General features: G+C 69.8%; 17 protein-coding genes, 1 other RNA gene and 2 pseudogenes. 3 read left to right on the top strand and 17 right to left on the bottom strand.

The window, feature by feature from the left end; all coding sequences use genetic code 11:
• The first annotated feature begins 68 nt into the window (after positions 1-68).
• A pseudogene (locus tag MFF24_RS08620) lies at positions 69-1,113 on the top strand (IS110 family RNA-guided transposase).
• Between the two features lie 282 nt (positions 1,114-1,395).
• Here MFF24_RS08620 and MFF24_RS08615 read toward each other — a convergent pair.
• The 5 genes and pseudogenes from MFF24_RS08615 to MFF24_RS08595 form a co-directional block, all read right to left on the bottom strand.
• Positions 1,396-1,656, bottom strand: a pseudogene (locus tag MFF24_RS08615) (transposase); the annotation flags it as partial.
• Positions 1,657-1,718: 62 nt separating this feature from the next.
• Positions 1,719-3,620, bottom strand: coding sequence for a condensation domain-containing protein (locus MFF24_RS08610; RefSeq protein WP_238223946.1), 1,902 nt, complete (start codon positions 3,618-3,620; stop codon positions 1,719-1,721).
• Between the two features lie 440 nt (positions 3,621-4,060).
• On the bottom strand, positions 4,061-5,314 hold the full coding sequence (locus tag MFF24_RS08605) for a hypothetical protein (protein WP_238223944.1): 1,254 nt from the start codon (positions 5,312-5,314) through the stop codon (positions 4,061-4,063).
• 92 nt (positions 5,315-5,406) lie between these two features.
• On the bottom strand, positions 5,407-5,937 hold the full coding sequence (locus MFF24_RS08600) for a SixA phosphatase family protein (protein WP_238223942.1): 531 nt from the start codon (positions 5,935-5,937) through the stop codon (positions 5,407-5,409).
• Positions 5,934-6,914, bottom strand: coding sequence for an aldo/keto reductase (locus MFF24_RS08595; RefSeq protein WP_238223941.1), 981 nt, complete (start codon positions 6,912-6,914; stop codon positions 5,934-5,936). Before MFF24_RS08595 ends, MFF24_RS08600 begins: the two co-directional genes overlap by 4 nt.
• 202 nt (positions 6,915-7,116) lie before the next feature.
• On the opposite strand from MFF24_RS08595, the gene MFF24_RS08590 reads away from it, so the two are divergent.
• Positions 7,117-8,097, top strand: coding sequence for a catalase family peroxidase (locus tag MFF24_RS08590; RefSeq protein ID WP_238223940.1), 981 nt, complete (start codon positions 7,117-7,119; stop codon positions 8,095-8,097).
• 102 nt (positions 8,098-8,199) lie between these two features.
• Here MFF24_RS08590 and MFF24_RS08585 read toward each other — a convergent pair whose 3' ends face one another.
• From MFF24_RS08585 to MFF24_RS08575, 3 genes are all read right to left on the bottom strand, one after another.
• Entirely contained in the window at positions 8,200-9,051 is an 852-nt protein-coding gene (locus MFF24_RS08585; protein WP_238223939.1) for an AAA family ATPase, read from the bottom strand.
• Positions 9,052-9,142: 91 nt separating this feature from the next.
• The gene (locus tag MFF24_RS08580) at positions 9,143-9,796 is read right to left on the bottom strand and encodes a glycoside hydrolase family 25 domain-containing protein (RefSeq protein ID WP_238223938.1); all 654 of its coding nucleotides are present in this window, start codon (positions 9,794-9,796) and stop codon (positions 9,143-9,145) included.
• A 25-nt stretch (positions 9,797-9,821) separates the two neighbouring features.
• Positions 9,822-11,045, bottom strand: a complete 1,224-nt coding sequence (locus MFF24_RS08575) for an ATPase (protein WP_238223937.1) — start codon at positions 11,043-11,045, stop codon at positions 9,822-9,824.
• Between the two features lie 398 nt (positions 11,046-11,443).
• On the opposite strand from MFF24_RS08575, the gene MFF24_RS08570 reads away from it, so the two are divergent.
• Complete coding sequence (locus MFF24_RS08570) at positions 11,444-13,354, top strand: cation:proton antiporter domain-containing protein (RefSeq protein WP_238223936.1); 1,911 nt, start codon at positions 11,444-11,446, stop codon at positions 13,352-13,354.
• 182 nt (positions 13,355-13,536) lie between these two features.
• Here MFF24_RS08570 and murD read toward each other — a convergent pair whose 3' ends face one another.
• The 9 genes from murD to ligA form a co-directional block, all read right to left on the bottom strand.
• The gene (murD, locus tag MFF24_RS08565) at positions 13,537-14,913 is read right to left on the bottom strand and encodes a UDP-N-acetylmuramoyl-L-alanine--D-glutamate ligase (RefSeq protein ID WP_238223934.1); all 1,377 of its coding nucleotides are present in this window, start codon (positions 14,911-14,913) and stop codon (positions 13,537-13,539) included.
• Positions 14,914-14,935: 22 nt separating this feature from the next.
• Entirely contained in the window at positions 14,936-16,018 is a 1,083-nt protein-coding gene (mraY, locus tag MFF24_RS08560; protein WP_238223933.1) for a phospho-N-acetylmuramoyl-pentapeptide-transferase, read from the bottom strand.
• Positions 16,019-16,124: 106 nt separating this feature from the next.
• A complete protein-coding gene (locus MFF24_RS08555) occupies positions 16,125-17,588 on the bottom strand; it encodes a UDP-N-acetylmuramoylalanyl-D-glutamyl-2,6-diaminopimelate--D-alanyl-D-alanine ligase (protein WP_238223931.1) in 1,464 nt (487 codons plus the stop codon).
• Positions 17,585-19,048 carry a UDP-N-acetylmuramoyl-L-alanyl-D-glutamate--2,6-diaminopimelate ligase gene (locus MFF24_RS08550; RefSeq protein WP_238223929.1) on the bottom strand — a complete coding sequence of 488 codons (1,464 nt, stop codon included), beginning with the start codon at positions 19,046-19,048 and terminating at the stop codon, positions 17,585-17,587. Before MFF24_RS08550 ends, MFF24_RS08555 begins: the two co-directional genes overlap by 4 nt.
• A gap of 57 nt (positions 19,049-19,105) precedes the next feature.
• A complete protein-coding gene (locus tag MFF24_RS08545; RefSeq protein WP_238223928.1) occupies positions 19,106-20,995 on the bottom strand; it encodes a peptidoglycan D,D-transpeptidase FtsI family protein in 1,890 nt (629 codons plus the stop codon).
• Between the two features lie 7 nt (positions 20,996-21,002).
• Entirely contained in the window at positions 21,003-21,434 is a 432-nt protein-coding gene (ftsL, locus tag MFF24_RS08540; protein ID WP_231344660.1) for a cell division protein FtsL, read from the bottom strand.
• Complete coding sequence (gene rsmH, locus MFF24_RS08535; RefSeq protein WP_238223926.1) at positions 21,431-22,513, bottom strand: 16S rRNA (cytosine(1402)-N(4))-methyltransferase RsmH; 1,083 nt, start codon at positions 22,511-22,513, stop codon at positions 21,431-21,433. Before rsmH ends, ftsL begins: the two co-directional genes overlap by 4 nt.
• A 451-nt stretch (positions 22,514-22,964) precedes the next feature.
• Positions 22,965-23,369: RNase P RNA component class A (gene rnpB, locus MFF24_RS08530), an RNA gene on the bottom strand.
• A 55-nt stretch (positions 23,370-23,424) separates the two neighbouring features.
• The gene (ligA, locus tag MFF24_RS08525; RefSeq protein ID WP_238223919.1) at positions 23,425-25,872 is read right to left on the bottom strand and encodes an NAD-dependent DNA ligase LigA; all 2,448 of its coding nucleotides are present in this window, start codon (positions 25,870-25,872) and stop codon (positions 23,425-23,427) included.
• Positions 25,873-25,976 lie beyond the last annotated feature (104 nt).

Genomic DNA, 25,976 nt, shown 5'->3' with positions numbered 1-25,976 from the left:
ATTCGGGGTGCCTGGCGCGGTGGAAGCGGCGGCAAGATGGCGCTTCGATTCAACCTTGGAGCCCCGCCATGGACCAGCAGCACCACGTCGGCCTCGATGTCTCCGTGAAGGAGACAGCGATTTGCGTCGTCGATACCCACGGCAAGGTCGTGCACCGCGCCACTGTCGAGAGCCACCCCGAGGTGATCGGCCGGCATCTGATCGATCTCGGCCATGCCTACGCGCGGGTCGGCCTGGAGGCGGGACCGCTCTCGCCGTGGCTCTACGCCGGCTTGGTCGAGGTCGGGCTGCTGGCGATCTGCGTCGAGACCCGTCACATGCACGCCGCCCTCTCGGCGCGCATCAACAAGACCGACCGCAACGACGCCCTGGGCATCGCGCAGATGATGCGGGTCGGGCCGTTCAAGCCGGTTCACGTCAAGACACCGGCCAGCCAGCAGCGCCGCCTACTCCTGACCTCGCGCAAGCTCCTGCAGCGCAAGGCCTACGACATCGAGAGCGACCAGCGCGGCCAGCTGCGCAACTTCGGCCTCAAGGTCGGCGTCGTCGGGGCGGTGGGCTTCGAGCAGCGCGTGCGCGACCTCGTGCTCAATCTGCCCTTCGTCGCCGCCGTGGTCCTACCGCTGCTGGAGGCGCGCGCGGCGCTTCGGACCCAAACTCGCCAAGCTGCACAAGATGCTGCTGGACCAGGTCCGCACCGACCCGGTCTGCCGGCGATTGATGACCGCGCCCGGAGTGGGGCCGGTCGTGGCGTTGACCTACCGCACCTGCGTCGACAACCCGGCCCGGTTTGGACGTTCGCAGTGCGTCGGGGCGCATTACGGTCTGACGCCGCGGCTCTACCAGTCCGGCGAGACGATGCGGGTCGGGCGGATCTCGAAGTGCGGCGATCGGATGATGCGCGCCGCACTCTACGAGGCCGCGCTCGTGCTGCTGACCGGCTCACGCGGCCGGTGGTCAGGGCTGAAGGTGTGGGGGTTGGCCGTCGCCAAGCGCCGGGGCATGCAGAAGGCCCTCGTGGCCGTTGCCCGCAAGCTGGCGATCGTGTTGCACCGCATGTGGCGCGACGGGACGGACTTCCGTTGGTCGGCTGCGGCCACGACAGCGGCCTGAGGTCCACCGACGCCACTACGTAACATCGAGCTCCTCCGGCGTGGAGGAGGTCCCTGCGGGGACGACGGGAGCGGGTGAGACCGAGGAAACTCGAGCGTCGGTTCTGCCGAGCGCGCGGCTTAGATGGCTCCGCCCACTCCCTCTGATCCCATCATGAGGCGGTACGCGCCGACCTCGGAGAGAAGCAAGAACTCCGCAGGACCGTTCACGCACTGGATAAGGATGAGCACGCGGGGAAATTGACCGATGAACCCCGAATAGAGAAGAAGTTTCCCGAGGCGCCTCCTGCAGGATCAACTTGTCGAGCGTGAGGTCGGCAATCGCCTTGCGCAGCCGCTGGTTCTCGACCTCCAAATCCTTCATCCGCCGGACCTGATCCGTCTCCAGGCCGCCGTACTCCTTGCGCCAGCGGTAATAGCTCTGCTCCGAGATCTCTGCCTCCTTGCACGCCAACGCCAAACTCTTGCCCTGGGCTGTCTGCACCTCGATCTGGCGCAGCTTCAGCACGACCTGCTCCGCGCTCGTCTTCTGACCTTGCTGCATGGCCGACTCCTTCAGTTCCGGCTGATCTCTAAATCAGCCCGGTCCAAAGCCAGCCGGTCAGGTCAGGCGGGCGGCAATGCCGGGTCGAGGGGGACGTAGGGAATGCCGGCGCGCAGCGCGCCGAGCATCGCCGTGACGAGTCCGGGCGAGCGGCGCATGAGGAGGCCGACGCGGGCCCCCTCGGGCAGCGCGCTGTCGAACAAGGCGGCGACGATCCGGTCGGCCCAGCGGTCGAGGGCACCGTAGGACACACGCTCCTCGCCGAAGCGGATCGCGATCCGGTCCGGGGCGCGCCGGGCGTGGAGCCGGAAGGCGCGCATCGCCCCGACATCGAGCGGGTGCGCCGTCTCGGTCGCGTTCCAGGCCACCAGCATGGTCTGGCGCTCGACCGGATCGAGCAGAGCAACCCGCCCGATCGGCTGCTCGGAATCGCGGGCGAGATGCCCGAGCAGGGTGAGATAGTGGCCGATCCAGCGATCGATCGTGGCGGGCTCGAACAGGGCGCGGTTGTAGGTGGCATCGACGGTCAGTCCATCGGCCGTCTCACTCAGGCTGAACGTCAGTTCGAAGGTCGAGAACCGTTTCGGGGCCGGCGCGAGCGCTCCGTGCAGGCCCGGCCCGAAATCGAGGGCGTCGGGGAAGCGCTGGAAATTGAACTGAACCTGCGCCAGCGGCGGGCGCGCCGGATCGTGCGACCGGTCGAGGTGGCGCAGCAGTCGCCCGAGGGTACAGTCGGCGTGGGCGGCGGCCTCGGCGAGCGCCGTGCTGGTGCGGGCGAGATGGGCGGCGAAGAGCTCGGCGGGGTCGAGCCGGGCCCGCAGCGGCAGGAGGTCGGCATGGTGGCCGACGAGTCCGGGCTCGCCGCGGCGCGGTTGCCCCGCCGCGGGCACGCCGACCACGAGGTCGTCCTGCCCCGAGAGCCGGGCGAGCAGCACCTGGAAAGCCGCGAGCAGCGTGGCGGTCAGCGTCTGCCCCTGCCCGGCCGCGAGGGCTCTCAACCCGGCGACGAGCGCCGGCGGCAGGGCGACACGGCGTGTATCGCCGGCAAAGCCGCGCAGCTTCGGCCGCGGATGATCGGTCGGAAGGTCGAGCGGCTCGGGCGGGCGCGCATGGAGCCCGGCCCAATAGGCCAGCGCCCGCTCCGCCTCCGAGGCGAGGCAGCCATCGGCCCTTTCGACCGGCGCCCGTTGCTCGGGACCGGAGCGGTAGGCGCTCGCGATCTCGTCGGCCAGGACGGCGAAGGACCAGCCGTCGCAGGCGATGTGGTGGGCCGAGAGGACGAGGACGTGATGCCGCTCGCCGAGGCGGACGAGGTCGGCCCGCGCCACCGGGCCGGCGACGGGATCGAACGACAGGCCGGCCAGCGCGTGAAGCTCGGCGCCGAGCGCGGCCTCCGGCTCGGCCTCGCGCGAGAAATCTTCCCAACGGACCGGGACCTCGCCCGCGGGATCGACCCGCACGCTCTCGCCGCTCGGGGAAAAGCGGCTGCGCAGGGCGCCGTGCCGACCGGGCACCGCGCGCACGGCGTCCAGCAGGCGCGCTGCGTCGAGAGGGCCATCGAGCCGGAGGGTGACGATCTCGGTCATCGCGGCGTTGGCATCCGCCCCGAATTGCGCGGCGAGCCAGATCTCGGCCTCGCCGTCGGTGAGAGGCCGCAGCGCCCCGCGATCCGCCGCCGGCGGCGCCAGCGAGGGCTGGGGCTCGGTCAACGGAGGCCGCGCGGCCGTGAAGGTCAGGGTGAGAGTGCGGAGCTGCTCCTCCACGACACGGCACACGGCATCGAGCTGGTGCCGGAAGACGTCCTGCAACTCCTCCGGCGACAGCGTTCCGGGCGGCACGGCCTGTCGCCTGTCCCTGCTTGCATCCGGCGCGGTGCGCCGGGCCGCTCGCGTCCCATCCAGGGTCACGGATCCGGGATGAGGCTCGATCGCCCGGAAACCAGCCTCGCCGTCGATGCAGGACATCCCGATCCTCGTCTGGCCGTGCGGCTCGTCGGCGAGGGTGGCGGATACGCGATCCGCCGGGCATGCCTCACCGGATTCCCGCCGCGCCGCCGGGCTCGAACCGGGCGCTTCCGACGATCGGGCTTCCGATGAGGCACGCCTGCCTTCGTCAAACGAGCAGGAGAGTCATCGCGTCGCCGGGAATGTGGTGGCCGGAGTTTCGGCCGGTCTCCGTCAAGCTCCCGGAAGACGTGGCCGCGACCATACCAGCGGGAGGACGACGATCATCTGCCTCCTTGGGAGTAGTGCTTCTCCGCTGCCGGTGGATCAGCCGTCTTTCGGAAGAGGCGATGCTTCATACCATGTCCGACTGATCCCTTCGGGATGGCGGACTTGGCCGTCGCTCAGGCGCCGCGCGGGCTGAGCGGTACGCTCCCCGCTCCGATCAAGCGGAGACCGTATCAGAGTGCGGAGTTCGGCCTCGCCTCCGTGGATGCGGTACCGGAGAGACGCGCCTCCAGCCGGTCGATCGCCGCACTGACCAGCGCCTTCGAGGCGTGCAGCGTGCCGAGTTCGACCGAGGACATCGCCAGCATCACCGGCAGGAGGTTGCCGGTTGGACGGCCGTCCTCGCGGAACAGGCGAAGGTCGTCGTCGGGCTTGAGGCCGACGCTGCCTGCGATCCGCGCCGCGTAGTTGCGGATGCGCGTCTCGTCGCTGGCGCAGACCGGGGCCGGAAGGCTCAGATCGAGCAGGCTGCCCTTCGGCAGCGAGGCGGCGATCGAGGGCAGCGCCGCCGCCTCCGCCGATAGCCGGTCGGGCGCCAGCAGCGCGGCGGGGTTGACCGCGCCCAAGGCGACGGACGAGCGGATTGCGGCAACCGGCGGCGTCGGAGACCGGGGGCCTGCGCCTTGCATGATCTTCGGCATCGCCACGGCGCTTGGCGAGGACGTCCCGCTCAGGCCCGTCGCGATGTCGGCGGCCGGCTTCGGCAGGGGGACGGCCGGTCGCGTCCCGGCCCGGGACGCGCGGCCGGGATGCCCGGCGAGGCGCGCGCGGGCCGACCAGGGTTGCACCCGCAAGCCCGCCGTGGCGGCGGGCGCCGCGCGCGCGACCCCGCCCCGCCCGTGCCGCGCCAGGAAGCGGGCGCGCAGCGTGCCGCCGATGCCTTGCGGTGCGATCGTGGTCGAGACGGCCGCCGCCTGCCGGGCCGGACGCCGCGGCTGGCCTGCGATCGGCGCCGCTGCCGCGACGCGGGGTGCGCCGCACTCGGCGGGTGCCCAGCGGCGCACGATGGCGAGCGCCGAGCGCCGTCCGTAGTCGCGCTGGTAGCGGCGCAAGAGCTGGGCGGCCGCATCCGCCCCGTCCGCGGCGGTGGCGAAGCCGGTATGGCCCTCCGCGTCACCGCCGAGTTCGCCGCTCCAGCCTGCCTGCTTGATGCACCAGTAATTGTTGAGCCGCACGCAGCGAGCGACGAAGCCGGGCTCGCTCGCCGCGTGCCGGACGACGAGGGCCAGCGTGCCCGGCGCAAGGTTCTCGCCGGCCTGTTCGCGCCAGTTGGAGACGGCCCGCGCCACTTGGCTGAAGCTCGGCGGCGGTGTCGGCGCCGCCTCGGCCGAACGCGGCAGAGCCGGCAGGCGCGCCCGCGCCGCGTCGAGCGCAGGTTCGATCCGCGGCATCAGAGCCGTCAGGGCGAGGAGCGTTTCGAGGAGCACGCCGGTCTTCCCTTACGCGGTGTCAGCTCGGCCGTTCTCGTCAGGGAACGATGCGAGGCGGCGAAGGGTTCGCTGAAGCCGATGGAAACCGCTCAATCGTCGTCCATCTCCGCCGCGAGCTGGCGCGGGCGCACGAACCGCAGAAGACGCCCGGTGCCGGGCGCGATGTCCTCCCAGCCCACCGCGTCGAATTCCAGCACGGCGAGCGCCGCGGTCGGGAATTTTTCGCGAAGGTCGTTTCTCAGCTCCTTCGGCCCCTCCCCGACGAGCCGGAGAGCGAGATCGCCGAGGCCGGGATTGTGGCCGATGACGAGCAGAGTCTGCGCCTCCGCCGGGGCGGAGCGGATCGCGTCGAGGATGCGGGAAGCGGGCGCCTCGTAGATCGAGGGCACCGTCTCCATCGGTGTCTCGGTCAGCTCGCCCCGCGCCGCCTCCCAGGTCTCCTGCGTGCGCCGGGCCGGCGACACCATGACGTGATCGGGTGCCAGGGATTCGCGGGCGATGTAGGCGCCCATCAGCGGCGCGGCCTCGCGCCCGCGGGGATTGAGCGGTCGGTCGATATCGCCCACGCCCTGCGGATAGGCGGATTTGGCGTGGCGCAGGAGGAGCAGGCGGCGCATCATTGGAAACCGACCACGGCATGCGGGACGTAAGGGGCTTCGAGTCGGGCGATCTCGTCCGGCGTCAGCGCGAGGTCGAGGGCAGCCGCCGCATCGTCGAGATGACCCGGCTTCGAGGCGCCGATGATCGGCGCGGCCACGCCCGGCCGCTGGATCACCCAGGCAAGCGCCACCTGCGCCCGCGGAACGCCGCGGTTCCGCGCCACCTCGGCCACCGCCTCGACCACCTCGCGGTCGGCCTCGACGGTGGCGTCGTAGAGCTTCTTGCCGACGAGATCGCTCTCCTGCCGGGCGCTACCCGCGTCGAAGTCGCGGGTGAGCCGGCCGCGGGCGAGCGGGCTCCAGGGCAGCAGCGGGATACCCTGGTCGGCGCAGAGCGGGATCATCTCGCGCTCCTCCTCGCGGTGGAGCAGGTTGAGGTGGTTCTGCATGGTGGCAAACCGCGTCCAGCCGTTGAGGTCGGCGGTGTAGAGTGCCTTCGCGAACTGCCACGCGAACATCGAGGACGCGCCGATATACCGGGCCTTGCCCGCCTTCACGACGTCGTGGAGCGCCTCCAGCGTCACCTCGATCGGCGTGGCGTAGTCCCAGCGGTGGATCTGGTAGAGGTCGACGTAGTCGGTGCCGAGCCGTTTGAGCGAGGCGTCGATCGCGGAAAAAATCGCCTTGCGCGAGAGGCCACCGGCATTGGGCCGATTCTTCAGCGGATAGTAGACCTTGGTCGCGAGCACGATGCTGTCACGGTCGGCATAGTCCCTGAGTGCGCGGCCGACGATCTCCTCGGAGGTGCCGTCGGAATAGTAGTTCGCGGTGTCGAAGAAGTTGATCCCGAGATCGAGCGCCCGCTTGATCAGCGGTCGGCTCTCCTCCTCTCGCATCGTCCATGGATGCGGTCCCCGCTCCGGCACGCCGTAGGTCATGCAGCCGAGGCAGAGCGGCGAGATGTCGAGGCCGGTGCGGCCGAGCTTTTTTGTCTGCATGGGGGCATCACGCGGGTGGACGACGCGCCCTTACATGGGGCGCCGCCGCCGATCGTCACCGCGGGATCGCGCGGTTCGCACCATCGGAGATCAATCAACGAATGACGACACCGTGACGGACATCGCGCTTGCAAAAGAGTTGCGCGCAACTCATGAAGAGGGGCCTTTTGCCTGGCGCGATTCTAAACTGAGAGAGTGTTCCATGATCCGGTTTCGCATGCTCCTCAGTTGCACCGCTGCCATCGGCTGTCTTCTAGGCCCGGCCGTTGCCGAGGAGGCCGATCCGGCCGCCATCGTCGCCGGGATGTTCGCCGCTGGCGGCAACCATACGGGTGTGCGCGCGAGCGGCGCCAAGGGCGTCTGCCTCAAGGGCGAGTTCACGCCCGCGCCCGGCGCCGCCGCCCTCTCCAAGGCACCCCAATTCCAGAAGGCAGCGCCGGTGACGGCCCGCTTCTCCATGGGCGGCAGCAACCCGAAAGTCTCCGACAAGGTCAAGCCGGTCACCCGCGGTTTCGCCATGCGGATGAACGATCCCGCCGGCGACATGGTGTTCGTTGTGATCTCCGCGCCGGTCTTCTCGACGCGCACGCCCGAGCAACTCCTCGCGGCCCTCCAGGCCCGCGCACCGGGGCCGGACGGCAAGCCGGATGCCGAGAAGGTCAAGGCGTTCGTGGCAGCCAATCCGGAGACGACGCGGCAGGCAGCCTGGCTCAACGCGCGGCCGGTGCCGGCGAGCTTCGCGGGCGTCGATTACTGGGGCGTCCACGCCTACACGCTGACCAATGCGAAGGGTGAGACCAAGACGGCGAAGCTGAAATTCGTGTCCGCCGACAAGGCCGGCCTCAGCGACGACGAGCTGAAGGCCAAGCCCGACAGCTTCTACGCCGACGAGTTGAAGGAGCGCCTGGGCCGCGGGCCGGCCCGGTTCGATCTCGTCGCGATCCTAGCCGAGCCGGGCGACCTGACGAACGACTCGACCGTCCAGTGGCCCGAGGAGCAGCGCAAGACCGAGACGCTCGGCACCCTCGCGGTCACGGCGATCGAGCCGGACGCCACCTGCGACGCGCGCACCTTCGACCCAGTGGTGGAACTGCCGGAGGGGATCGCCGGCCCGGCCGACGACCCGATGTTCGCGGTTCGCTCTCCGGCCTACGCCGTGTCGCTCTCCCGCCGGACGAACTGACCGGCCGCGGTCGGGGCGGCTCAGAGTGCCTCATGAAACTCCCGGTTATCGACCGTTCTTGCTCTGGCGAGGACCGTGCAGCGGGAGTTTCGTGAGAGACACTCAGCCGCCCCTGCCCTCGCGCCGCATCATGAAGGCGAGCTTCTCGAACAGGCCGACGTCCTGCTCGTTCTTGAGCAGCGCGCCGTGCAGCGGTGGGATCAGTTTGCAGCCGTCGCGCTCGCGCAGGGTCTCGGGCTGAACGTCCTCGGTGACGAGGAGCTTGAGCCAGTCGAGCAGCTCCGAGGTGGAGGGCTTCTTCTTGAGGCCGGGCACCTCGCGGGTCTCGAGGAACACCCGCAAGGCCTCCTCGACGAGGCGGTGCTTGATGCCCGGATAATGCACCTCGACGATGCGTTGCAGCGTCTCGGCGTCCGGAAATTTGATGTAGTGGAAGAAGCAGCGGCGCAGGAAGGCGTCCGGCAGTTCCTTCTCGTTGTTCGAGGTGATGATGACGATGGGGCGGTTTTCCGCGCGGACCGTCTCGCCGGTCTCGTAGACGTGGAACTCCATCCGGTCGAGTTCTGTCAGCAGGTCGTTGGGGAACTCGATATCCGCCTTGTCGATCTCGTCGATCAGCAGCACCGGCCGCTGCGGGGCCGTGAATGCCTCCCATAGCTTGCCGCGGCGGATGTAGTTGGCGATGTCCGAGACCCGCGGATCACCGAGCTGCGAGTCGCGCAGCCGCGAGACCGCGTCGTACTCGTAGAGGCCCTGCTGCGCCTTGGTCGTGGACTTGATGTTCCAGGTCAGCAGCGGCGCGCCGAGTCCGCGGGCGATTTCCTCCGCCAGCACCGTCTTGCCGGTGCCGGGCTCGCCCTTCACCAGCAGCGGGCGCTCCAGCACGATCGCGGCGTTGACCGCCGTGGTGAGATCGGGCGGCGCGACGTAGGACTCGGTTCCGGTGAAGCGCATGGGGTCTCGCGTCGGCATGGGGATCGCCCGCAGTAACCCGGCGCGAAGCGGATCGGCAACCGGTCGGGCGGCCGGTTCGAGGGGTCCCTGTCTACAGTGTCTTCCCGTCGTGCCACACGCAGTTGGTGGCGAGAATCCCGAGGTTCACGTCCGATTTCTGAGGCTGCGGCAGGGTCTTGCCGTCCATGGCGAGGTCGATCTTGATTTCGACCTGTCCCTTCGTCTCATTCGAGCGGCGGGAGAAGTAGCAATATTGCTGGAACGGCCGCTCCTCGTTGGCCTTGAAGTTCCAGCCGGTCACGATCTGCCCATCGAGATAGGGCACCTGCTTGAACACCGTGAAGGTCGTGTTCACCGGCGCCTGCGAGGCCGGGACGGCGTCGGCACCGAGCTGAGCCTTGGTCGGTGTCGGCACGCCGCTGGCCTTCTGGGTCGGTAGCCCTTCGAGCTTCAGAGTGTTGTCGGTCAGCGTCACCTCACCCTTGGTCTTCAGTGTCACGTCTGCGAGCGCCGCCTGCATCGCGCCGGCGATCTTCTCGGCGGCCGAGTCGAACTGGTTCATGTAGGCGTAGCCGTAGCAGGCCGCACCGATGCCGATCCCGGCGAGCGCCGAGAACGCGCCGGCGCCGATCGCTCGCAGCAGGAAGGCGCGGGCGAAATGCATCCGCGCCTCCGCCCGCAGGCGGCCGTTGACGTGTTGCGCGAGCACGATGTTCTCGTGCGTGCCCTCGGTGTGGATGCTCATGGCCGGGCGCTCGACTTGCGGGGCTTTACGCGGTCACGCCGGTCGGGGCGTTGCCGGAGGTGTTGGCGGGCGGCGGAGGCGGCGGCACCACGGGCGCGGTGCGTCGCTCCAGCGGGATCACCGAGGCGTCGCGCGTGACCGGTCTCGGCTGCGCCAGGGCCATCTCCTGGCGCACGCCCTCGGCGATGGAGGCGAGCAGGTAAGGCGTGGCCTCCGGGTTCACGGCAGCGCCAAGGTCGTCCTCGTCCATGAAGGTCCGGCGCACCGAAACGGCCGAGAGCGCCAGGATCGTCGAGGCGAAGGCCGCGCAGAGGGCCGGCACGAACACGAAGATGCGCAGGAAGGCGTGAACCTGCGCGTCGCTCACCTCGATCGGATCGACGCCGTAGACCATGGCGGTGAAGGAGTGGAGCTGCGAGCGGTTGACCGCGTTGCGGTAGGCCTGCTCGGCATCGGCGACCTTGCGGTCGGCCGCACCCCGGTCGAGGAGCCCCCGCGCCTTGCGCGCCTCCTCCAGCTCCTTGACGATGGCGCTGCGATCGGTGCCCGCCTTGGCCACCGCGGCGTTGAGGGTCGCGGTGCGCGGATCGGTGACGCATTTCAGGTTCGAGTAGCGCATGCCGCGGCTGTTGGTGCCGGTGACGCGCTCGCAGCGCTGCGCCGGGAGGCCGGCGAGCTGAGAGGCGTTCTCGGCCGAGCGCCGTTCGATCTGTTCCAGCTCATTCGTGTATTGCTCGACGCGGGCATTGGCGGCGGCAATCCGGGTATCGATGCTGTCGCGGTCGGCCTGTGCGTCCTTGAGCGCGGTCTTGGCCTTGGCCGCATCCATCAGGCGGGGATGAAACATCATCTCGCCGAGCTGCGACACCGACTTCGTGGTCACGCCCGCGGCGAAGATGATGCCGATGATCGCGAGCCCCTTCACGAACCACGAGCGCTGCGTGCGTGCCAGGATGCCGAGCGGCACGCGGCACAGCTCCACCGCGGCGTAGACCAGCGGCGCCAGCAGCATGAAGTAGAACGCCCGTTCGTCGCCGTCGCTGTAATAGCCCGCGAACAGCCACGCGCCCCACAGCGAGGCGCCGATCACCATGAATTCGACGAGGTAGGCGATGGCGACGTAGCCCCACTTGATGCGGTAGCCGCGCTCGATGTCGCGCTCGTGCTTCCACCGTTGCTGGTCGAGCACCCAGTCGCGCCGCTCGCGCTGCACGTCCCGGTTCGGAGGCTGTCTGCGGAAGAAATTCATGCGCTTCTTGGACTGCTGCGTGCCTTCGGAGGCGGCGAACCCACCACCTCCTAACAACGCGTTACCCGAGCGTAAGCGCGTATTGTGCCGAAGTTGTGCCGACTGAAGCGATAAGCGGTGGATGGCTGGATAGCCTAACCGCCTCCTAACATCGCGTTACCTGAGCGTAAGGGCGTATTGTGCCGAAGTCGTGCCGACTGAAGCGATGAGCGGTGGATGGCTGGATAGCCTGACCGCCACGGCCGAAGCGGCAACGCGAAAACCGCGCGCGGTCGCGGAAAACGATTGCTCCCCGACCGGCTCGCCGCCCATGATGCGGTTCGGTTCCCCCTGGCGGCATCGAGGCTGCAAGGCGCCGGGCCGCCGTCTTCTTCTTCCAGCACCAGCGTACACGCCCGATGACCGACCCCGTGCAGGCCGGAGCCCAGATTGCCGCGCAAGCTGGCGCGCATGCGGGCGCCTTTGCGGGCGGCTACCGGGAGGCGATCCTCTTTCTCGTGACCGCCGGCATCGTCGTGCCGCTGTTCCACCGCCTGCGGATCTCACCGGTGCTGGGCTTTCTCGGCGCCGGCGCGCTGCTCGGACCCTTCGGCCTCGGCCGCTTCGCCGACGCGCATCCGTGGCTGGCGCCCTTCACCATCGGCAACCGGTCGGAAATCGCGCATCTGGCCGAGTTCGGCGTTATCTTCCTGATGTTCATGATCGGGATCGAGTTGTCCTGGGAGCGCCTGCGGGTGCTGCGCCGCCTCGTGTTCGGCCTCGGCGTGATCCAAGTGGCAGCCTCCGCGAGCATCATCGCCGCGATCCTCGTCGCGCTCGCCCAGCCGGTCGCCGGGGCGGTGCTGGTCGGGCTCGCGCTCGCGCTTTCTTCCACGGCCGTCGTGCTGCCGGTGCTCGCCGAGCAGAAGCGGCTCGGCACGCCGGCCGGGCGCACCAGCTTCGCGATCCTGCTGTTCCAGGATTTGGCGGTCGCCCCGATCTTGTTCGCCATCGCCGTACTGGGCCGGAAGGACGGCGGCGATCTCGGCGGCGCGCTCGCCGTCGCCCTCGGTCAGGCGGCGATCGCCCTGGCGGTGATCGTGGTGGCCGGGCGCGTGGCCCTGCGACCGCTCTTCCACCTCGTGGCGCGCACCCGCTCGCCCGAACTGTTCATGGCCGCCTGCCTGCTCGTCATCGTGGCCACCGCGTTGGTGGCGGCCGGCAGCGGCCTGTCGATGACGCTCGGCGCCTTCGTCGCCGGCCTGTTGCTGGCCGAGACCGAGTATCGCCGGGCAATCGAGGCGACGATCGACCCGTTCAAGGGCCTCCTGCTCGGTGTGTTCTTCGTCTCGGTCGGCATGAACCTCGACCCGGCCCAACTCGTCGCCGCGCCCGGCGCCATTCTCGGCCTGTCGCTCGGGCTGCTCCTGATCAAGGGCGCGGTGGTGCTGGCGGGCGCCCGTGTGATGGGAATCTCCCGCGCGGTCGCCCTAGAGACGGCGCTGCTGATCGGCCCCGGCGGCGAGTTCGCCTTCGTGCTGATCGGTGGCGCCATGGTCGCCGGCCTCGTGCCGGAGCCGGTGGGCGGCGCGGCCCTCATCGTCACCTCCGTGACCATGATCGCGATCCCCGGCCTTGCGGCTCTGGGCCGCCGGGTCGGAAAGCAGGTGTCTAGGGAAGCGCTCGGCCGGGCAAGGGCCGAGCCGGTGCCGGACCCTCAGCAGAACCGGGTGATCGTGGCGGGCTATGGCCGGGTCGGGCGGCTGGTCGGCGAGATGCTCAAGCGCCACGCCATCCCCTACCTCGCCCTCGACTCGGACCCCGCCCGCGTCGCCGAACAGCGCCGCCTCGGCAGCCCTGTCTATTTCGGGGACTCGGCCAACACGGAGATGCTGCGCCGCTGCGACATCGCCACCGCCCGCGCCCTGGTCGTCACCCTCGACAATCCCCGCGCGGTGGAGGCTGTGGTGCAGGCTGCCCGCGCCGAGCGGCCGGACCTGACGATCGTCGCCCGCGCCCGCGACGCGCGCCACGCCACGCAGCTCTACGAGATGGGCGTCGATGACGCGGTGCCGGAGACGATCGAGGCCTCGCTGCAGCTCTCGGAAGCCGTGTTGGTCGATGTCGGCGTGCCGATGGGCCACGTCATCGCCTCGATCCACGAGCGGCGTGACGAGTTCCGCACCATGCTCAAGCGCAGGGAAGCGGAGGCGCGACCCGTCTTCCGCGCCCGCCGCACGGTCGGCAAGGGGCGTCCGACGGACACCGCATCCGAGGCCAAGGCCGCCGAACCTTCGGTCGAGGCGCGGCCGATTGGAAAGAGCGCCTGAGACGGTCTCCGCTCGATTCAAGCGGGGAGCGGATCGGCCAGCCCGCGCGGCGCTTGAGCGCCGGCCAAATCCGCCATCCCGAAGGGATCAACCGGATTTGGTATAAGACGCGACCCCCGATCGGTTTCGTTCCGCTCGCAATGACGGCGGGAGAAACCTGGGGCGATCAACCGGTGGCGGAATTACTCCACGCCGGCTTCCGGCAGCGCCGCGACAAGCGCGCGAAACCGGTCGCCGCGGACCTCGAAATTCGGGAACTGGTCGTAGGAGGCGCAGGCCGGCGACAGCAGCACGACGGGCGCCTCCGTTCCCGATGCGCGGGCAGCCTTCGCCGCCGCCGCCGTCGCGGCCTCGAGCGTGTCGCAACGGGTGAAGGGCAGGCGCCCGTCCAGCGTCGCGGCGAAGGCGTCGCTCGATGCGCCGATCAGATAGGCGTGAGTCACGCGGTCGAACAGCGGCGCCAGCGGCTCGATACCGCCCTCCTTCGCCTTGCCGCCGACGATCCAGTGGATGTCGCGGAAGGCCAGCAGCGCCTTCTCGGTGGAATCGGCGTTCGTCGCCTTGGAATCGTTGACGAACAGCGTCGCGCCGATGCGGCGCAGGGGTTCCATCCGGTGGGCGAGGCCGGGAAAGCTCTTGAGCCCCGCCGCGATCTCCGCCCCGGTGAGGCCGAGCCGGATCGCGGCGGCGACCGCGGCGGCGGCATTCTGGAGATTGTGGTCGCCGAGCAGCGCCTGGATGCCGGAGACTTCGGCGATCACGGCGCCGTCGGGCCCGCGCACCCTGCCGTCCGCGCCGACATAGTCGCCGGCCTCGTCACCGTGGCCCTCGACATGGAGGCGGATGCGCGCGCCCGCGCGGCGCTCGGCGATGGCGGCGCAATACGGATCGTCCACGCCGATTACCGCGAGGTCGGCGCCGGCCACCAGCCGCTCCTTGATGGCGGCGTAGTTCTCCATGGTGCCGTGACGGTCGAGATGGTCCGGCGTCAAGTTCAGCAGAATGCCGACGCTTGGCTTGAGCGAAGGCGTCAGGTCGATCTGGAACGAGGACAGTTCGACCACGTGGACGCGGTTCGCGGCCGGAGCCTCCAGAGACAGGATCGCGGTGCCGATATTGCCACCCATCTGCACGTCGCGGCCGGCATGGCGCAGCAGGTGGGCGGTGAGTGCCGTGGTGGTGGATTTGCCGTTGGTGCCGGTGATGGCCACGAACGGCGCCTCCGGCGCCAGCGCCGCGCGCTCGCGGCAGAAGATCTCGATATCGCCGATGATCTCGACGCCGGCCCCGCGGGCCAGCCCCACGGTCCAGTGCGGCTCAGGATGGGTCAGCGGCACGCCGGGTGCGAGCACCAGGGCTTCGAAGCCCGACCAGTCGGCCGCCTTGAGATCGGTGACGGTGATGCCCTGTTCGCGGGCGCGGTCGCGGCTGCCCGCGTTGTCGTCCCAGGCCAGCACGTCGGCGCCGCCCGCGAGCAGCGAGCGGACGGTCGCGAGACCGGACCCGCCGAGGCCGAACAGGGCGACCTTCCGGCCGGCGAAGGTGGTGGCTGGCGTCATGGTCTGTGTCTCTCGTCCCGGCTCAGCGCAGCTTCAGCGTGGCGAGGCCGACCAGCGCCAGGATGACGGCGATGATCCAGAACCGGATCACGACCTGCGGCTCCTTCCAGCCCTTCTGCTCGAAATGGTGATGGATCGGCGCCATGCGGAAGACGCGTTTGCCCGTGAGCTTGAACGACAGCACCTGGATGATCACCGACATGATCTCCAGCACAAACAGGCCGCCGACGATGGCCAGCACGATCTCGTGCTTGGCCGCAACCGCGATCGAGCCGAGCAGGCCGCCGAGCGCGAGTGAGCCGGTGTCGCCCATAAAGATCTGCGCCGGCGGCGCATTGAACCAGAGGAAGCCGAGCCCCGCGCCGATCACCGCGCCGCAGACCACGGCAAGTTCGCCGGTGTCGCGCACGTAGTTCACCTGCAGGTAGCCGGCATAGATGACGTTGCCGACGAGGTAGGCGATCACGCCGAAGGTGGCGCAGGCGATCATCACCGGCACGATGGCCAGACCGTCGAGACCATCGGTGATGTTGACCGCGTTGCCGGCGCCGACGATCACGAATGCGGCGAACGGCACCCAGAACCAGCCGAGGTTCAGCAGCGTGTCCTTGAGGACCGGGAAGGCGAGCTGGTTCTGCAGTGCGGGCGGCGAGTAGATCGAGATCAGCAGGCAGGCGGCGCCCGCGATCGCGAATTCGAGCAAAAGCCGGAAGCGGCCGGAAAACCCCTTATGCGACTGCTTCGTCACCTTGAGGTAGTCGTCGTAGAAGCCGATCGCGCCGAAGCCGAGGGTCACGGCCAGCGTCACCCAGACATAGTGGTTGTGCGGGTTGGTCCACAGCAGGATCGAGACCACGGCGCCGGCCAGGATCATCAGGCCGCCCATGGTCGGCGTGCCGCGCTTGGTCAGGTGCGTCGCCGGGCCGTCCTCGCGGATCGGCTGGCCCTTGCCCTGGCGCAGGCGCAGAAGCGAGATGATCCAGGGCCCGAACCAGAACACGAAGAAGCCGGCCGTGAACAGCGCGCCACCGGTACGGAAGGTGATGTAGCGGAACACGTTGAGGGGCGTGAGCGTGCCGCTCAGTTCCGACAGCAGATAGAGCATGCGTTCGTCCGCCCGCGGCAAGTCGTTGTTCGGCGTGCCCGGCGCCGCGCACGGAGCGCGGCCGGCTGAAACGGCCGGGCGCGAGGGCCTGGCCGGTGGATGAGGCTTATCGACCCGCGTTCAGTGCGACTTCGCGCGGGTCCGGGGCGACCGCGTAGCGGGCTTTGACCGCTTCGACAATGCGAACCATGCGCATGGAGTTGGAACCCTTCACCATCACCGCATCGCCCGGCCGCAGGGTCGCGAGAACGGCGTCGGTGACATCCTCCGCGGTGAGGCCGGCGGTGCCTCGCACCGGCATCGGGAGCGCCTCGAACAGATGCGCCATGAGCGGGCCGACGGCGAAGACGCGATCGATGCCGTTCGCGGCGACCGCGTCCGCCAGTTCGCGGTGCAGCGCCTCGCCGGCGGCGCCGAGTTCCTTCATGTCGCCGAGCACGGCGATGCGCCGGCCCTTGGGCCCGGTGTCGATGCCGGCGAGCGTTGCCAGGGCGGCGCGGATCGAGGCCGGGTTGGCGTTGTAGCTCTCGTCGATCAGGAAGGCCTCTCCGTCCTCGATCCGCAGCGCCGTGCGCTCGCCGCGCCCGACCGGCGGCTTGAGGCTCGCCAGCGACAGGGCGGCGCGGGCGAGGTCGGCGCCGAGCGCGTGGATGCAGGCCAGCACGCCGAGCGAGTTCATCGCGACGTGCCGGCCCGGCGTGCCGAGCTGGTAGGTCACGGGGACGCCCATCACCGTGGCATCGACCACCGAGACATCGGGCCGGAGCAGGATGCGGTGGGCGCACACATCCGCCGAAGCGTGCTCGCCGAAGGTGACGACGCGCCCGGCCCGCGAGGCATGAGCGTGGGCGAGCAATCGCTCGTAGTTCGGGTTGTCGCGGTTGATCACCGCGACGCCGCCCGGCTTCAACCCCGAAAAGATCTCGCCCTTGGCGTCGGCGATGGCGGACAGCGAGCGGAAATGCTCGATATGCACCGGCTCGACCGTGGTGATCAGCGCCACGTCCGGCCGCACCATGGCGGTGAGCGGCAGGATCTCGGCGCCGTGGTTCATGCCGATCTCGAACACACCGAAGCGGCTGTCTTCCGGCATCCGCGCCAGCGTCAGCGGAACGCCCCAATGGTTGTTGTAGGAGGCGACCGAGGCGTGCGTGGCGCCTTGCGCCGAGAGCACGTGGCGCAAAGCCTCCTTGGTGCCGGTCTTGCCGACGGAGCCGGTTACCGCGACGATCGCCGCCTCGGTGCGGGCGCGGGCGGCGAGGCCGAGGCGGCGCATCGCCTCCAGCACCGGATCGTCGCCCTCCCCCGGCACGGCGAGCACCGGGCCGGCGCCCTCGAATTCTTCTGCGCGCCCGGCCGTGACCACCGCGGCGCCAGCGCCCTTCCCGAGGGCGGCCGGCACGAAGTCGTGCCCGTCTCGCGCCTCGCCGCGGATGGCGAAGAACAGGTCTCCGGGCTCCAGGCTGCGGGTGTCGATCGAGGCGCCCGTGACGGCGCGCGGCGTGCCGATCAGGCGCCCGCCGGTGGCTGCTTCGAGGGCCGCGGGGGTCCAGAGGGGAGCGTCGCTCATCCGTTCAACTCCGCGATCGCGGCGCGCAGGGTGTCGTGATCCGAGAACGGGAGCACCCGTGGCCCGACGATCTGGCCGGTTTCATGACCTTTGCCGGCCACCACCAGCACGTCGCCGGCGCCCAGTGCTCGCACGCCGGCGCGGATCGCCTCGGCCCGGTCGCCGATCTCCTCCGCCCCCGGCGCCGCGGCGAGGATGGCGGCGCGGATCGCGGCGGGCTCCTCGTTGCGGGGATTGTCGTCGGTGACGATGACCCGGTCGGCGAGGCGTTCGGCGATGGAGCCCATGATCGGCCGCTTGCCGGCGTCACGGTTGCCGCCGCAGCCGAACACCACGACGAGGCGCGCGCTGGCGAAAGGGCGCAGTGCCGTGAGCACGTGTTCCAGCGCCTCCGGCTTGTGGGCATAATCGACGAGGCAGAGGCCCCCGTTCGCCTCGCCGATCCGTTCCATGCGGCCCGGTACGCCGGTGAGCCCTTCGAGCGCGGCGAAGACGCCGGCCGGATCGGCAGCACCCGCCGGTGTCGCCAGGGCGAGGCCGGCCGCGACCAGCGCGTTCTCGACCTGGAAGCCGCCGACGAGCGGCAGGCGAACCCGATATTCATTGCCGTCATGGGCGAGCGTCAGGCTCTGTGAGAAGCCTTCCGTGCCGGCTTCCATCAGGCGGATGAAGTCGCCGTTGCGCCCCGTGGTGAGGATCGTGTGCCCGGCGGCGTCGGCCGTGCCGATCACGCGCTCGGCATAGGCGCCGTCGGCGTTGACGATGGCCGGGCGTCCCTTCGGCAGCAGTGTCGTGAACAGCCGGAGCTTGGCTTCGAGATAGTCCTCGATCGTCGGATGATAGTCGAGGTGGTCGCGGCCGAGATTGGTGAAGGCGGCGGCCGTGAGTTCCACCCCGTCGAGGCGGCGCTGCTCGATGCCGTGCGACGAGGCCTCCATGGCGAGATCGGTGATGCCCTCATCCGCCAGCCGTGCCAGGGTCTCGTGCAGCGTCACGGGATCGGGCGTCGTCAGCGAGCCGTATTCCGCGCCTCGGTTCGTGACGATGCCGACGGTGCCGAGGCTCGCCGCATCTCGGCCGAGCCGCGACAGGATCTGGCGCACGAAGTCGGCGACCGAACTCTTGCCGCTGGTGCCGGTCACCGCCACCACCGTCTCCGGCTGGCGCCCAGACAGGCGGGCGGCGGCAAGCGCCAGGGCGCGACGGGCCTCCGCCACTTCGATCCAGGCCGTCGCATCGGGCAGGTCGTCCGGGCGCGTCCCCTCCCCGGCCACGGCGATCGCGCCGGCTCCGGCGGCGGCGGCGGCGAAGAGCCGGCCGTCGGCGGCATTGCCGGGTACCGCCACGAACACGCCGCCGGGCACGACCCGGCGGCTGTCGGCGGTGAGGCCGGCGACGGGGCGGGCGGCAATCGCCGCATCCGCCTCCGGGAACAGGTCGCCAAGCGTCGGCTGGCTCATCGGGACAAAACCTCGGAAGGGTCCGTGCGGGTCAGGCCGACGGGGTACAGGACACTGTCACTGCCCGTCCACCATGGTCGCGTGGTAGGCGCCGAGCTTCACCATCAGCGGGAACGGCTTAACCGGCGGGTCGAAGCGCGGCGCGAGCCCGAGGATCGGCGCGGCCCGCTCGATGATCTTGCCCGTCACCGTGCCCGAATTGTAGGCCGCTGTGGCGTAACCGCCGTTCTCGGGCAGGCCCTGCGGCTCGTCCATGATCGTCAGGAAGAGGTATTTCGGCTTGTCCATGGGGGCGGCCGCCATGAAGGTCGTGAACAGGCGGTTCTTGACGTAGCGCCCGTTGATGACCTTCTCCGCCGTGCCGGTCTTGCCGCCGACGTAGTAGAGTGGGATCGAGGCCTTCTTGGCCGAGCCCTCGGTGGCGTTGAGGCGCATGATGAAGCGCATCGCCTCGCTGGCCTCGGGTTTCAGCACGTGGCTGGCCTTGGCCCGCGCGGTCGGCTCGTCGGTCTTGAGGAAGGTCGGTGTCATCAGGTCGCCGCCGTTGACGATCGCCGCCACCGCCGCCGCCGCCTGGATCGGCGCTACCGCGATGCCGTGGCCGAAGGCGATGGTGATGGTGTTGATCTCGGCCCAGCGCGGCGGAAGGATCGGCGTGGCCGATTCCGGCAGCTCGGTCCGCATCCGGTCGAGCAGGCCCATCTTCTTCAGGAAGGCGCGGTGGCCGGGCACGCCGACGCCGAGCGCCATCTTGGCCGAGCCGATGTTGGAGGAGTGGGTGAACACCTCCGGCATGGTCAGCACGCGGCCGGTGGCGTGATAGTCGTGGATCTTCTGGCGGCCCCAGTGCATCACGCCGCCGCGGGTGTCGAAGGTCGAGTTGACGTTGTACTTGCCGGAATCGAGCGCCATGGCGAGCGTCATCGCCTTGAAGGTCGAACCCATCTCGTAGACGCCGACATTCATCCGGTTGATGCGGTCGTCGGCGAGCGCGTCCTTCGGCTCATTGGGGTCGAAATCCGGATAGGAGGCGAGCGCGACGACCTCGCCCGTGGTCACGTCGAGGATCATCGAGGCGCCGGCTTTGGCCCTGAACTTCTCCACGCCCTTCACGAGCTCGTCGCGCAAGGCGAACTGAGCGCGCAGGTCGAGAGAGAGCTGGATCGGCGAGAGGTCGGTCTGCTTGGCGATGAGGCCGAACTCGTTAAGCGCCTTGTTGCCGCGGTTGTCGATGTACTTCTCGATGCCGGCGATGCCGATATTGTCGAGGTTGGTCGCACCGATGATGTGCGCTGCCGCGACGCCGTTCGGGTAGACGCGCTTGTGGTCGGGCAGGAAGCCGACGCCCGGGATGCCGAGGCGGTGGACTTCGAGCTGCTGCTTCGGCGTGATCTCGCGCTTGATCCAGACGAAGCCCTTCTTCGAGGACAGCTTGGCGCGCAACTCCGCTGCGTTCAGCTCGGGCAGCACCGCGGTGAGGAGTTCGACCGCCTCGTCGGTGTCGAAGGTGCGCGCCATCCGCTTCGGCTCGGCGAAGACCGAGACGGTGCGGATGTCTGTGGCCAGGATCTCGCCGTTGCGGTCGATGATGTCCGGGCGGATCGCCGTGGTGGCCGCCGCCGCCACCCGGTGCTCGTCGCTGTTGTTGGCGGGCGTGGCCGCGATCACGATCAGCCGTACGCCGATCGTCGTGAACACCGCCGCGAAGGCGAGACCGACCAGGGCCACGCGGGCGTGGGAGCGTTCGATCGCGAGGCGGAACATCATCCGCGCGATGCGCGTGAGCGCCGAAGCCGGCGGCTCGCTCGTCACGACGCGCTCCGGAATCGGATCCGGCGCCGGCTGGGTCATATCCTGCGCGAACGCGTCCGATCCCTCCTGGGAAGGATCATGCGACAGAGCAGGCAGGGGATCGCGCGAAGGATCTTGCGACGGATCGTGAGACACGGGGACGCTACCTCGAAACCGCCGGCGGGCGGGTGGAGACGGTGCGGGTGGTGACCGAGCCGGTGGTGCGCGGCTCGTCGCGAACGCCTGCCGGCTTGTCCTTCGGCGTCACCGTCGGGGTCGCCGTGGAGGCGAGGAGGCGACCGATCTCGTCGCCCCGGTCGGGCCGGTTCGGCAGGTCGGTGAGGCGGGCGAGATGCCCGTCGCCGATGGGCTCGAGGGTGAGATGCCGCTCGACCGCCGCCTGGAGCCGGTCGGGCCGGGTCAGGAGCTGCCACTCGGCGCGCAGCACGGCGATGGCCTGCCGCTCCTTGTGCAGGGCGGTCTTCAGCTTGGAGACCTGCCCCGCCTGGTAGAGCGTATCGTACTTGATCGAGTAGGCGTAGACCGCCGAGCCGATCAGGCCGACGATCGCCAGCACGTTGAGAAGCCGGATCACCGCCGTGCCCCCCGTCCTTGTTGCGCCGGCAGGCTCGCCAGCGTTTCGATGGCGCTCAGCGGCGGCGGCGCAGGCGCGTCGGTCCGCTCCGCGGCGCGCAGCTTGGCCGAGCGCGCCCGCGGGTTGACGACGGTCTCCGCCTCCGAGGGCAGGACCGGCCCCTTGGTCACGAGCTGGAAGCTCTTGGGTGCCGGCCGCTCGACGCCCGGCAGATGGCGGGAGGCCTGCGCCGCCCGTCCGCTGCGGGCGGAGAAGAACTGCTTCACGATGCGGTCTTCCAGCGAATGAAAGGTCACTACGGCGAGCCGGCCGCCGGGCTTGAGCACCCGCTCGGCGGCGTGGAGGCCGCGCACGAGTTCGCCGAGTTCGTCGTTCACCGCGATCCGCAGGCCCTGGAAGCTGCGGGTCGCCGGATGGATCGGGGAACCGGGTTCGGGCCGCACCACGCCGGCGATGAGCTCGGCGAGCTGGGCCGTCGTCTCGATCGGGGCGCGCCGACGCGCCTCGACGATCGCGCGGGCCACCGCGCGCGAGCGGCGCTCCTCGCCGAAATGGTAGAGGATGTCGGCGAGCGTGCTTTCCTCCTCGCCGTTCACGAGATCGGCCGCGCTCGGGCCGTCGCCGCCCATGCGCATGTCGAGCGGCCCGTCCTGGCGGAACGAGAAGCCGCGATGCGCCTCGTCGAGCTGCATCGACGACACGCCGATATCGAGCACGACCCAGTCGGCCTGCTCCTCGCCCTGATCGGTGATCAGGGTGTCGAGATCCCCGAAGCGGCCCTGAACCAGCCGCAGGCGGCCGGCGGAGGCATCCACGAGGCCGGCGCCGGCCCGGATCGCGCTGGGATCGCGGTCGATGGCGATTACTCGGATCTCGGGCGCGGCCTCAAGGAGCGCGCTCGTGTAGCCGCCGGCACCGAAGGTGCCGTCCACGGCCAGACCCGGCCGGTCGAGGGCGAGCGCGGCGAGAACCTCGGCCAGGAGAACGGGAACGTGGCGGACGGCCTCGGCCGCCGAAGTCTCGGAACGCGCCCCGGCCTTCGACGTCCCGGACCTCGCCGGGCGCGGCGCCCGGCTCATCGGCCCCGCCCCGCGGCGCTCTCGCGGAATCCGGAGAAAGCTCGGGCGCCATCCGGCGAGGGAGGAGTCATGAGAGCCTGCTGAGTGGACGGACCGTCGGGCGGCCCGCTCGGAGGTGGCGACGCCGATCCGCGAACGGCTGTGGCCATGCGCGCGCAGTTCCGCGAGGCGACCTGAGCGAGTGTCGGCCGAACCAGAATAGGGCGTCAACGGGATGGCTCGGGGTAACATGGGCCCTCGAAACGCGTCAACGAGCTTGACCGTGCAGGCTGCCCTGATCTGACCGCATCAAGGTTAACCGAGCGTCAATGAGGCGGACGGTTTCTCGCGGTCTTCCAGTGAGGCGACCGCCAATTCATGCCCCTGCGCCCGTTTCGCGTCGGCGCGTTTTGCAAGATCCGGGAATCACTTCGCTGCGCCGGAGTTGGAAAGACGTTCATGGGAACGCGGGTGGATCAGCCGGCCTGTAAGCCGGGTTCTGTAGGGCCCGTGAGATGAACCCACGGACGTGGCAGCCATTCCTCTGGGACGGCCGTTGCCGGCCGCCTCGAGCAACCAACCCGGGCGACGAGCCTGGAGAGCGGGCCTGCCCTCCCCTCGCGGGAAAGGCGTGTCGCCCCTATTCGGTTTTGCTCCCGGTGGGGTTTGCCGTGCCGTCCGCGTTGCCGCGTCCGCGGTGCGCTCTTACCGCACCCTTTCACCCTGACCTTACGAAGGACAAGCCTCGGTAAGGCGGTCTGCTCTCTGTGGCACTTTCCCTGGGGTCGCCCCCGCCGGAGGTTATCCGGCACCGCCTCTCCATGGAGCCCGGACTTTCCTCCCCGTCTGACGACGGAGCGGCCGCCCGGCCGGCTGATCCGGGGCACGGCTTGCGCCTAAGGGAGGCGCGGGGTCAAGGCTGCAGCGCGAATTTACACCTCGGCCAGCATCGCCAGCCAATCGTCCTCCGAGACCACGCGCACCCCGTGCCGCTCGGCGTCCTTGAGCTTCGAACCGGCGCCGGGGCCGGCGACGACGAGGTCGGTCTTGGCCGAGACCGAGCCCGAGACCTTGGCGCCCAGGCGCTCGGCGGTGGCCTTGGCCTCGCTGCGGGTCATCTTCTCGAGGGTCCCTGTGAACACCACCGTCTTGCCGGCAAACGCCGCCGCCGAGGTGGTGGGGGTGGCCAGCGGTTCGGTGGTTACCTCTTCGAGCAGCGCCCGCACCGCCGCGTCGTTGTGCGGCTCGGAGAAGAACTGGATCAGCGAGTCCGTCGCCACGGGGCCGATCTCGCCGTCGTCAGCGAACAGGCGGTAGGCGTCGCCCGGCCGCTGCGAGGCGGCCCGCTCCAGGGCCGCGTCGGCCTCCGCCTCGCTGCCGTAATGGGCCAGCACCGCCTCGCGCTGGGAGGCTGTCAGCCGGCCGCGCAGGCGGGCGCCGAGGCTCAGATCCTGCATCGCCTCGCCCGGCAGCGGGTCGAGGGTCTCGAACAGCCGGTCGCGGGTGCCCGGTCCGATCCGGGGGAGCGCCGAGAGTTCGAGCCAGTCGCGGCCTGCCTGCGCCTTCGTCGCCGCGTCGAGCGCCGCCATCAGCGCCGGCATATCGGGGAAGCGCTTGGCCAAGGCCTTGGCGGTCGACTCGCCGATCTGCGGAATGCCGAGCGCGAACAGGAAGCGGTTGAGCGGGATCGTGCGGCGGGCGTCGAGCGAGGCGAGCAGGTTCTTGATCGCCTTGTCCTCCTCCTCGCCCTTCTTCTTCGTCGGCTTCTTCGGCGCCGCTTCGCCCTCGGCCCGGCGCTGGGCCGAGAGCGCCTCGCGCCGGGCGACGATCGCCGCTTTCAGCGGTTCGAATTGCAGGCGGAACAGGTCGGCGGGCTGCTTCACGACACCCGCCTCGAACAGCACCTCGATATAGGTCTGGCCGAAGCCTTCGAGGTCGAAGCCGTTGCGGGAGACGAAGTGCTTCAGCCGCTCGACCCCCTGCGCCGGGCAGATCAGCCCGCCGGTGCAGCGGCGGACCGCGTCGATCTTTTTCGTGCGCGGGTTGAGTTCGCGCACCGCCCGGCTGCCGCAGGCCGGGCAGGTCTCGGGGAAGACGAAAGGAACGGCGTCGGCCGGGCGCTTATCGAGCACCACGTCCATCACCTTCGGGATCACGTCGCCCGCGCGCACCACGATCACGGTGTCACCGACGCGGATGTCGCGGCCCTCGCGGATCGGCTCGCCGTCGGCGCCGACGCCCTGGACGTAGCCCTCGTTGTGCAGGGTGGCGTTCGAGACCACGACACCGCCGACGGTCACGGGCTTGAGTCGCGCCAGCGGATTGAGCGAGCCGGTGCGGCCGACATTGATGTCGATGGCCAGAAGTTCGGTGATCGCCTCCTGGGCCGCGAATTTGTGCGCCAGCGCCCAGCGCGGTGCCCGGCTGACGAAGCCGAGCCGGCGCTGGAAGCCGAGATCGTCCACCTTGTAGACGACGCCGTCGATGTCGTAGCCGAGGCCGGCCCGCTCCGCCTCGATGGCGCGATAATGCGCGATCATCTCCTCGGCCGAGCGGCACAGCTTGGTCCGCGGATTGACCGGCAGGCCCCAGCCCCGGAAGCGCTCCAGCACCGCCGATTGCGTGTCGGCGAAGGGCTCCGAGACCTCGCCCCAGGCATAGGCGAAGAAGCGCAGGGGGCGCGAGGCGGTGATCGCCGGATCGAGCTGACGCAGCGACCCGGCCGCGGCGTTGCGCGGGTTGGCGAAGAGCGGTTTGCCGGCCGCCTCCTGGCGCGCGTTGATGGCGGCGAAATCGGCGTGCGAGAGATAGACCTCACCGCGCACCTCCAGCACTTGGGGAATGCCCTCGCCCGACAGACGCTCGGGAATGTCGTCCACCGTCAGCGCATTGGCGGTGACGTTCTCGCCAACCTCACCGTCGCCGCGGGTGGCGGCAGTAACGAGTTTGCCCGCCTCATAGCGCAGCGACAGCGACAGGCCGTCGATCTTCGGCTCGGCGGTGAAGGCCACCGGCTCCTCGGCGGAAAGGTTGAGGAAGCGGCGCACGCGGGCGACGAATTCCTCCACATCCTCATCGGCGAAGGCGTTGCCGAGCGACAGCATCGGTACGGCGTGCCGGACCTTGGCGAACTTTTCCGAGGGCTTGGCGCCGACGCCCGCGCTCGCCTCGGTGGTGCCGGTGAGCGCGGGGAAGCGCGCCTCGATCGCCTCCAGCTCCTGGCGCAGGGCGTCGTACTCGGCATCCGTGAGTTCGGGCGCGTCCTCGTTGTAATAGAGGTGGTTCGCCCGCTCGATCGCCCGCGACAGCTCGGTATGGCGCGCCTGGGCGGCCTCCTCGCTCAGAGTTTCGACGGCGGCGGATTCTTGCGTGCGCGGCATGGACCGCGTTCTAGCCGATCTCGCACGACGGTGCGTTAACGCTGGCGCCTCCAACGCAGGTGTCCTCGCGTCCCATTCCCGCCACAACTCGACGGGCAGAACCG

The organism is Methylorubrum aminovorans, assembly GCF_022179725.1.
In the GTDB taxonomy this organism is placed as follows: domain Bacteria; phylum Pseudomonadota; class Alphaproteobacteria; order Rhizobiales; family Beijerinckiaceae; genus Methylobacterium; species Methylobacterium aminovorans.
The sequence above is the reverse complement of the archived record's forward strand: the minus strand, read 5'-3'. Positions and strand labels throughout refer to the sequence as shown.

What these genes read in the sequence shown, in the direction of transcription:
- MFF24_RS08570 (WP_238223936.1), top strand. Translation starts at nt 11,444, where the DNA reads ATGACCGACCCCGTGCAGGCCGGAGCCCAGATTGCCGCGCAAGCTGGC.
- MFF24_RS08575 (WP_238223937.1), bottom strand. Translation starts at nt 11,045, where the DNA reads ATGAATTTCTTCCGCAGACAGCCTCCGAACCGGGACGTGCAGCGCGAG.
- MFF24_RS08555 (WP_238223931.1), bottom strand. Translation starts at nt 17,588, where the DNA reads ATGAGCGACGCTCCCCTCTGGACCCCCGCGGCCCTCGAAGCAGCCACC.
- MFF24_RS08590 (WP_238223940.1), top strand. Translation starts at nt 7,117, where the DNA reads ATGATCCGGTTTCGCATGCTCCTCAGTTGCACCGCTGCCATCGGCTGT.
- MFF24_RS08550 (WP_238223929.1), bottom strand. Translation starts at nt 19,048, where the DNA reads ATGAGCCAGCCGACGCTTGGCGACCTGTTCCCGGAGGCGGATGCGGCG.
- MFF24_RS08610 (WP_238223946.1), bottom strand. Translation starts at nt 3,620, where the DNA reads ATGTCCTGCATCGACGGCGAGGCTGGTTTCCGGGCGATCGAGCCTCAT.
- rsmH (WP_238223926.1), bottom strand. Translation starts at nt 22,513, where the DNA reads ATGAGCCGGGCGCCGCGCCCGGCGAGGTCCGGGACGTCGAAGGCCGGG.
- murD (WP_238223934.1), bottom strand. Translation starts at nt 14,913, where the DNA reads ATGACGCCAGCCACCACCTTCGCCGGCCGGAAGGTCGCCCTGTTCGGC.
- MFF24_RS08580 (WP_238223938.1), bottom strand. Translation starts at nt 9,796, where the DNA reads ATGAGCATCCACACCGAGGGCACGCACGAGAACATCGTGCTCGCGCAA.
- MFF24_RS08600 (WP_238223942.1), bottom strand. Translation starts at nt 5,937, where the DNA reads ATGATGCGCCGCCTGCTCCTCCTGCGCCACGCCAAATCCGCCTATCCG.
- MFF24_RS08595 (WP_238223941.1), bottom strand. Translation starts at nt 6,914, where the DNA reads ATGCAGACAAAAAAGCTCGGCCGCACCGGCCTCGACATCTCGCCGCTC.
- mraY (WP_238223933.1), bottom strand. Translation starts at nt 16,018, where the DNA reads ATGCTCTATCTGCTGTCGGAACTGAGCGGCACGCTCACGCCCCTCAAC.
- MFF24_RS08585 (WP_238223939.1), bottom strand. Translation starts at nt 9,051, where the DNA reads ATGCGCTTCACCGGAACCGAGTCCTACGTCGCGCCGCCCGATCTCACC.
- ligA (WP_238223919.1), bottom strand. Translation starts at nt 25,872, where the DNA reads ATGCCGCGCACGCAAGAATCCGCCGCCGTCGAAACTCTGAGCGAGGAG.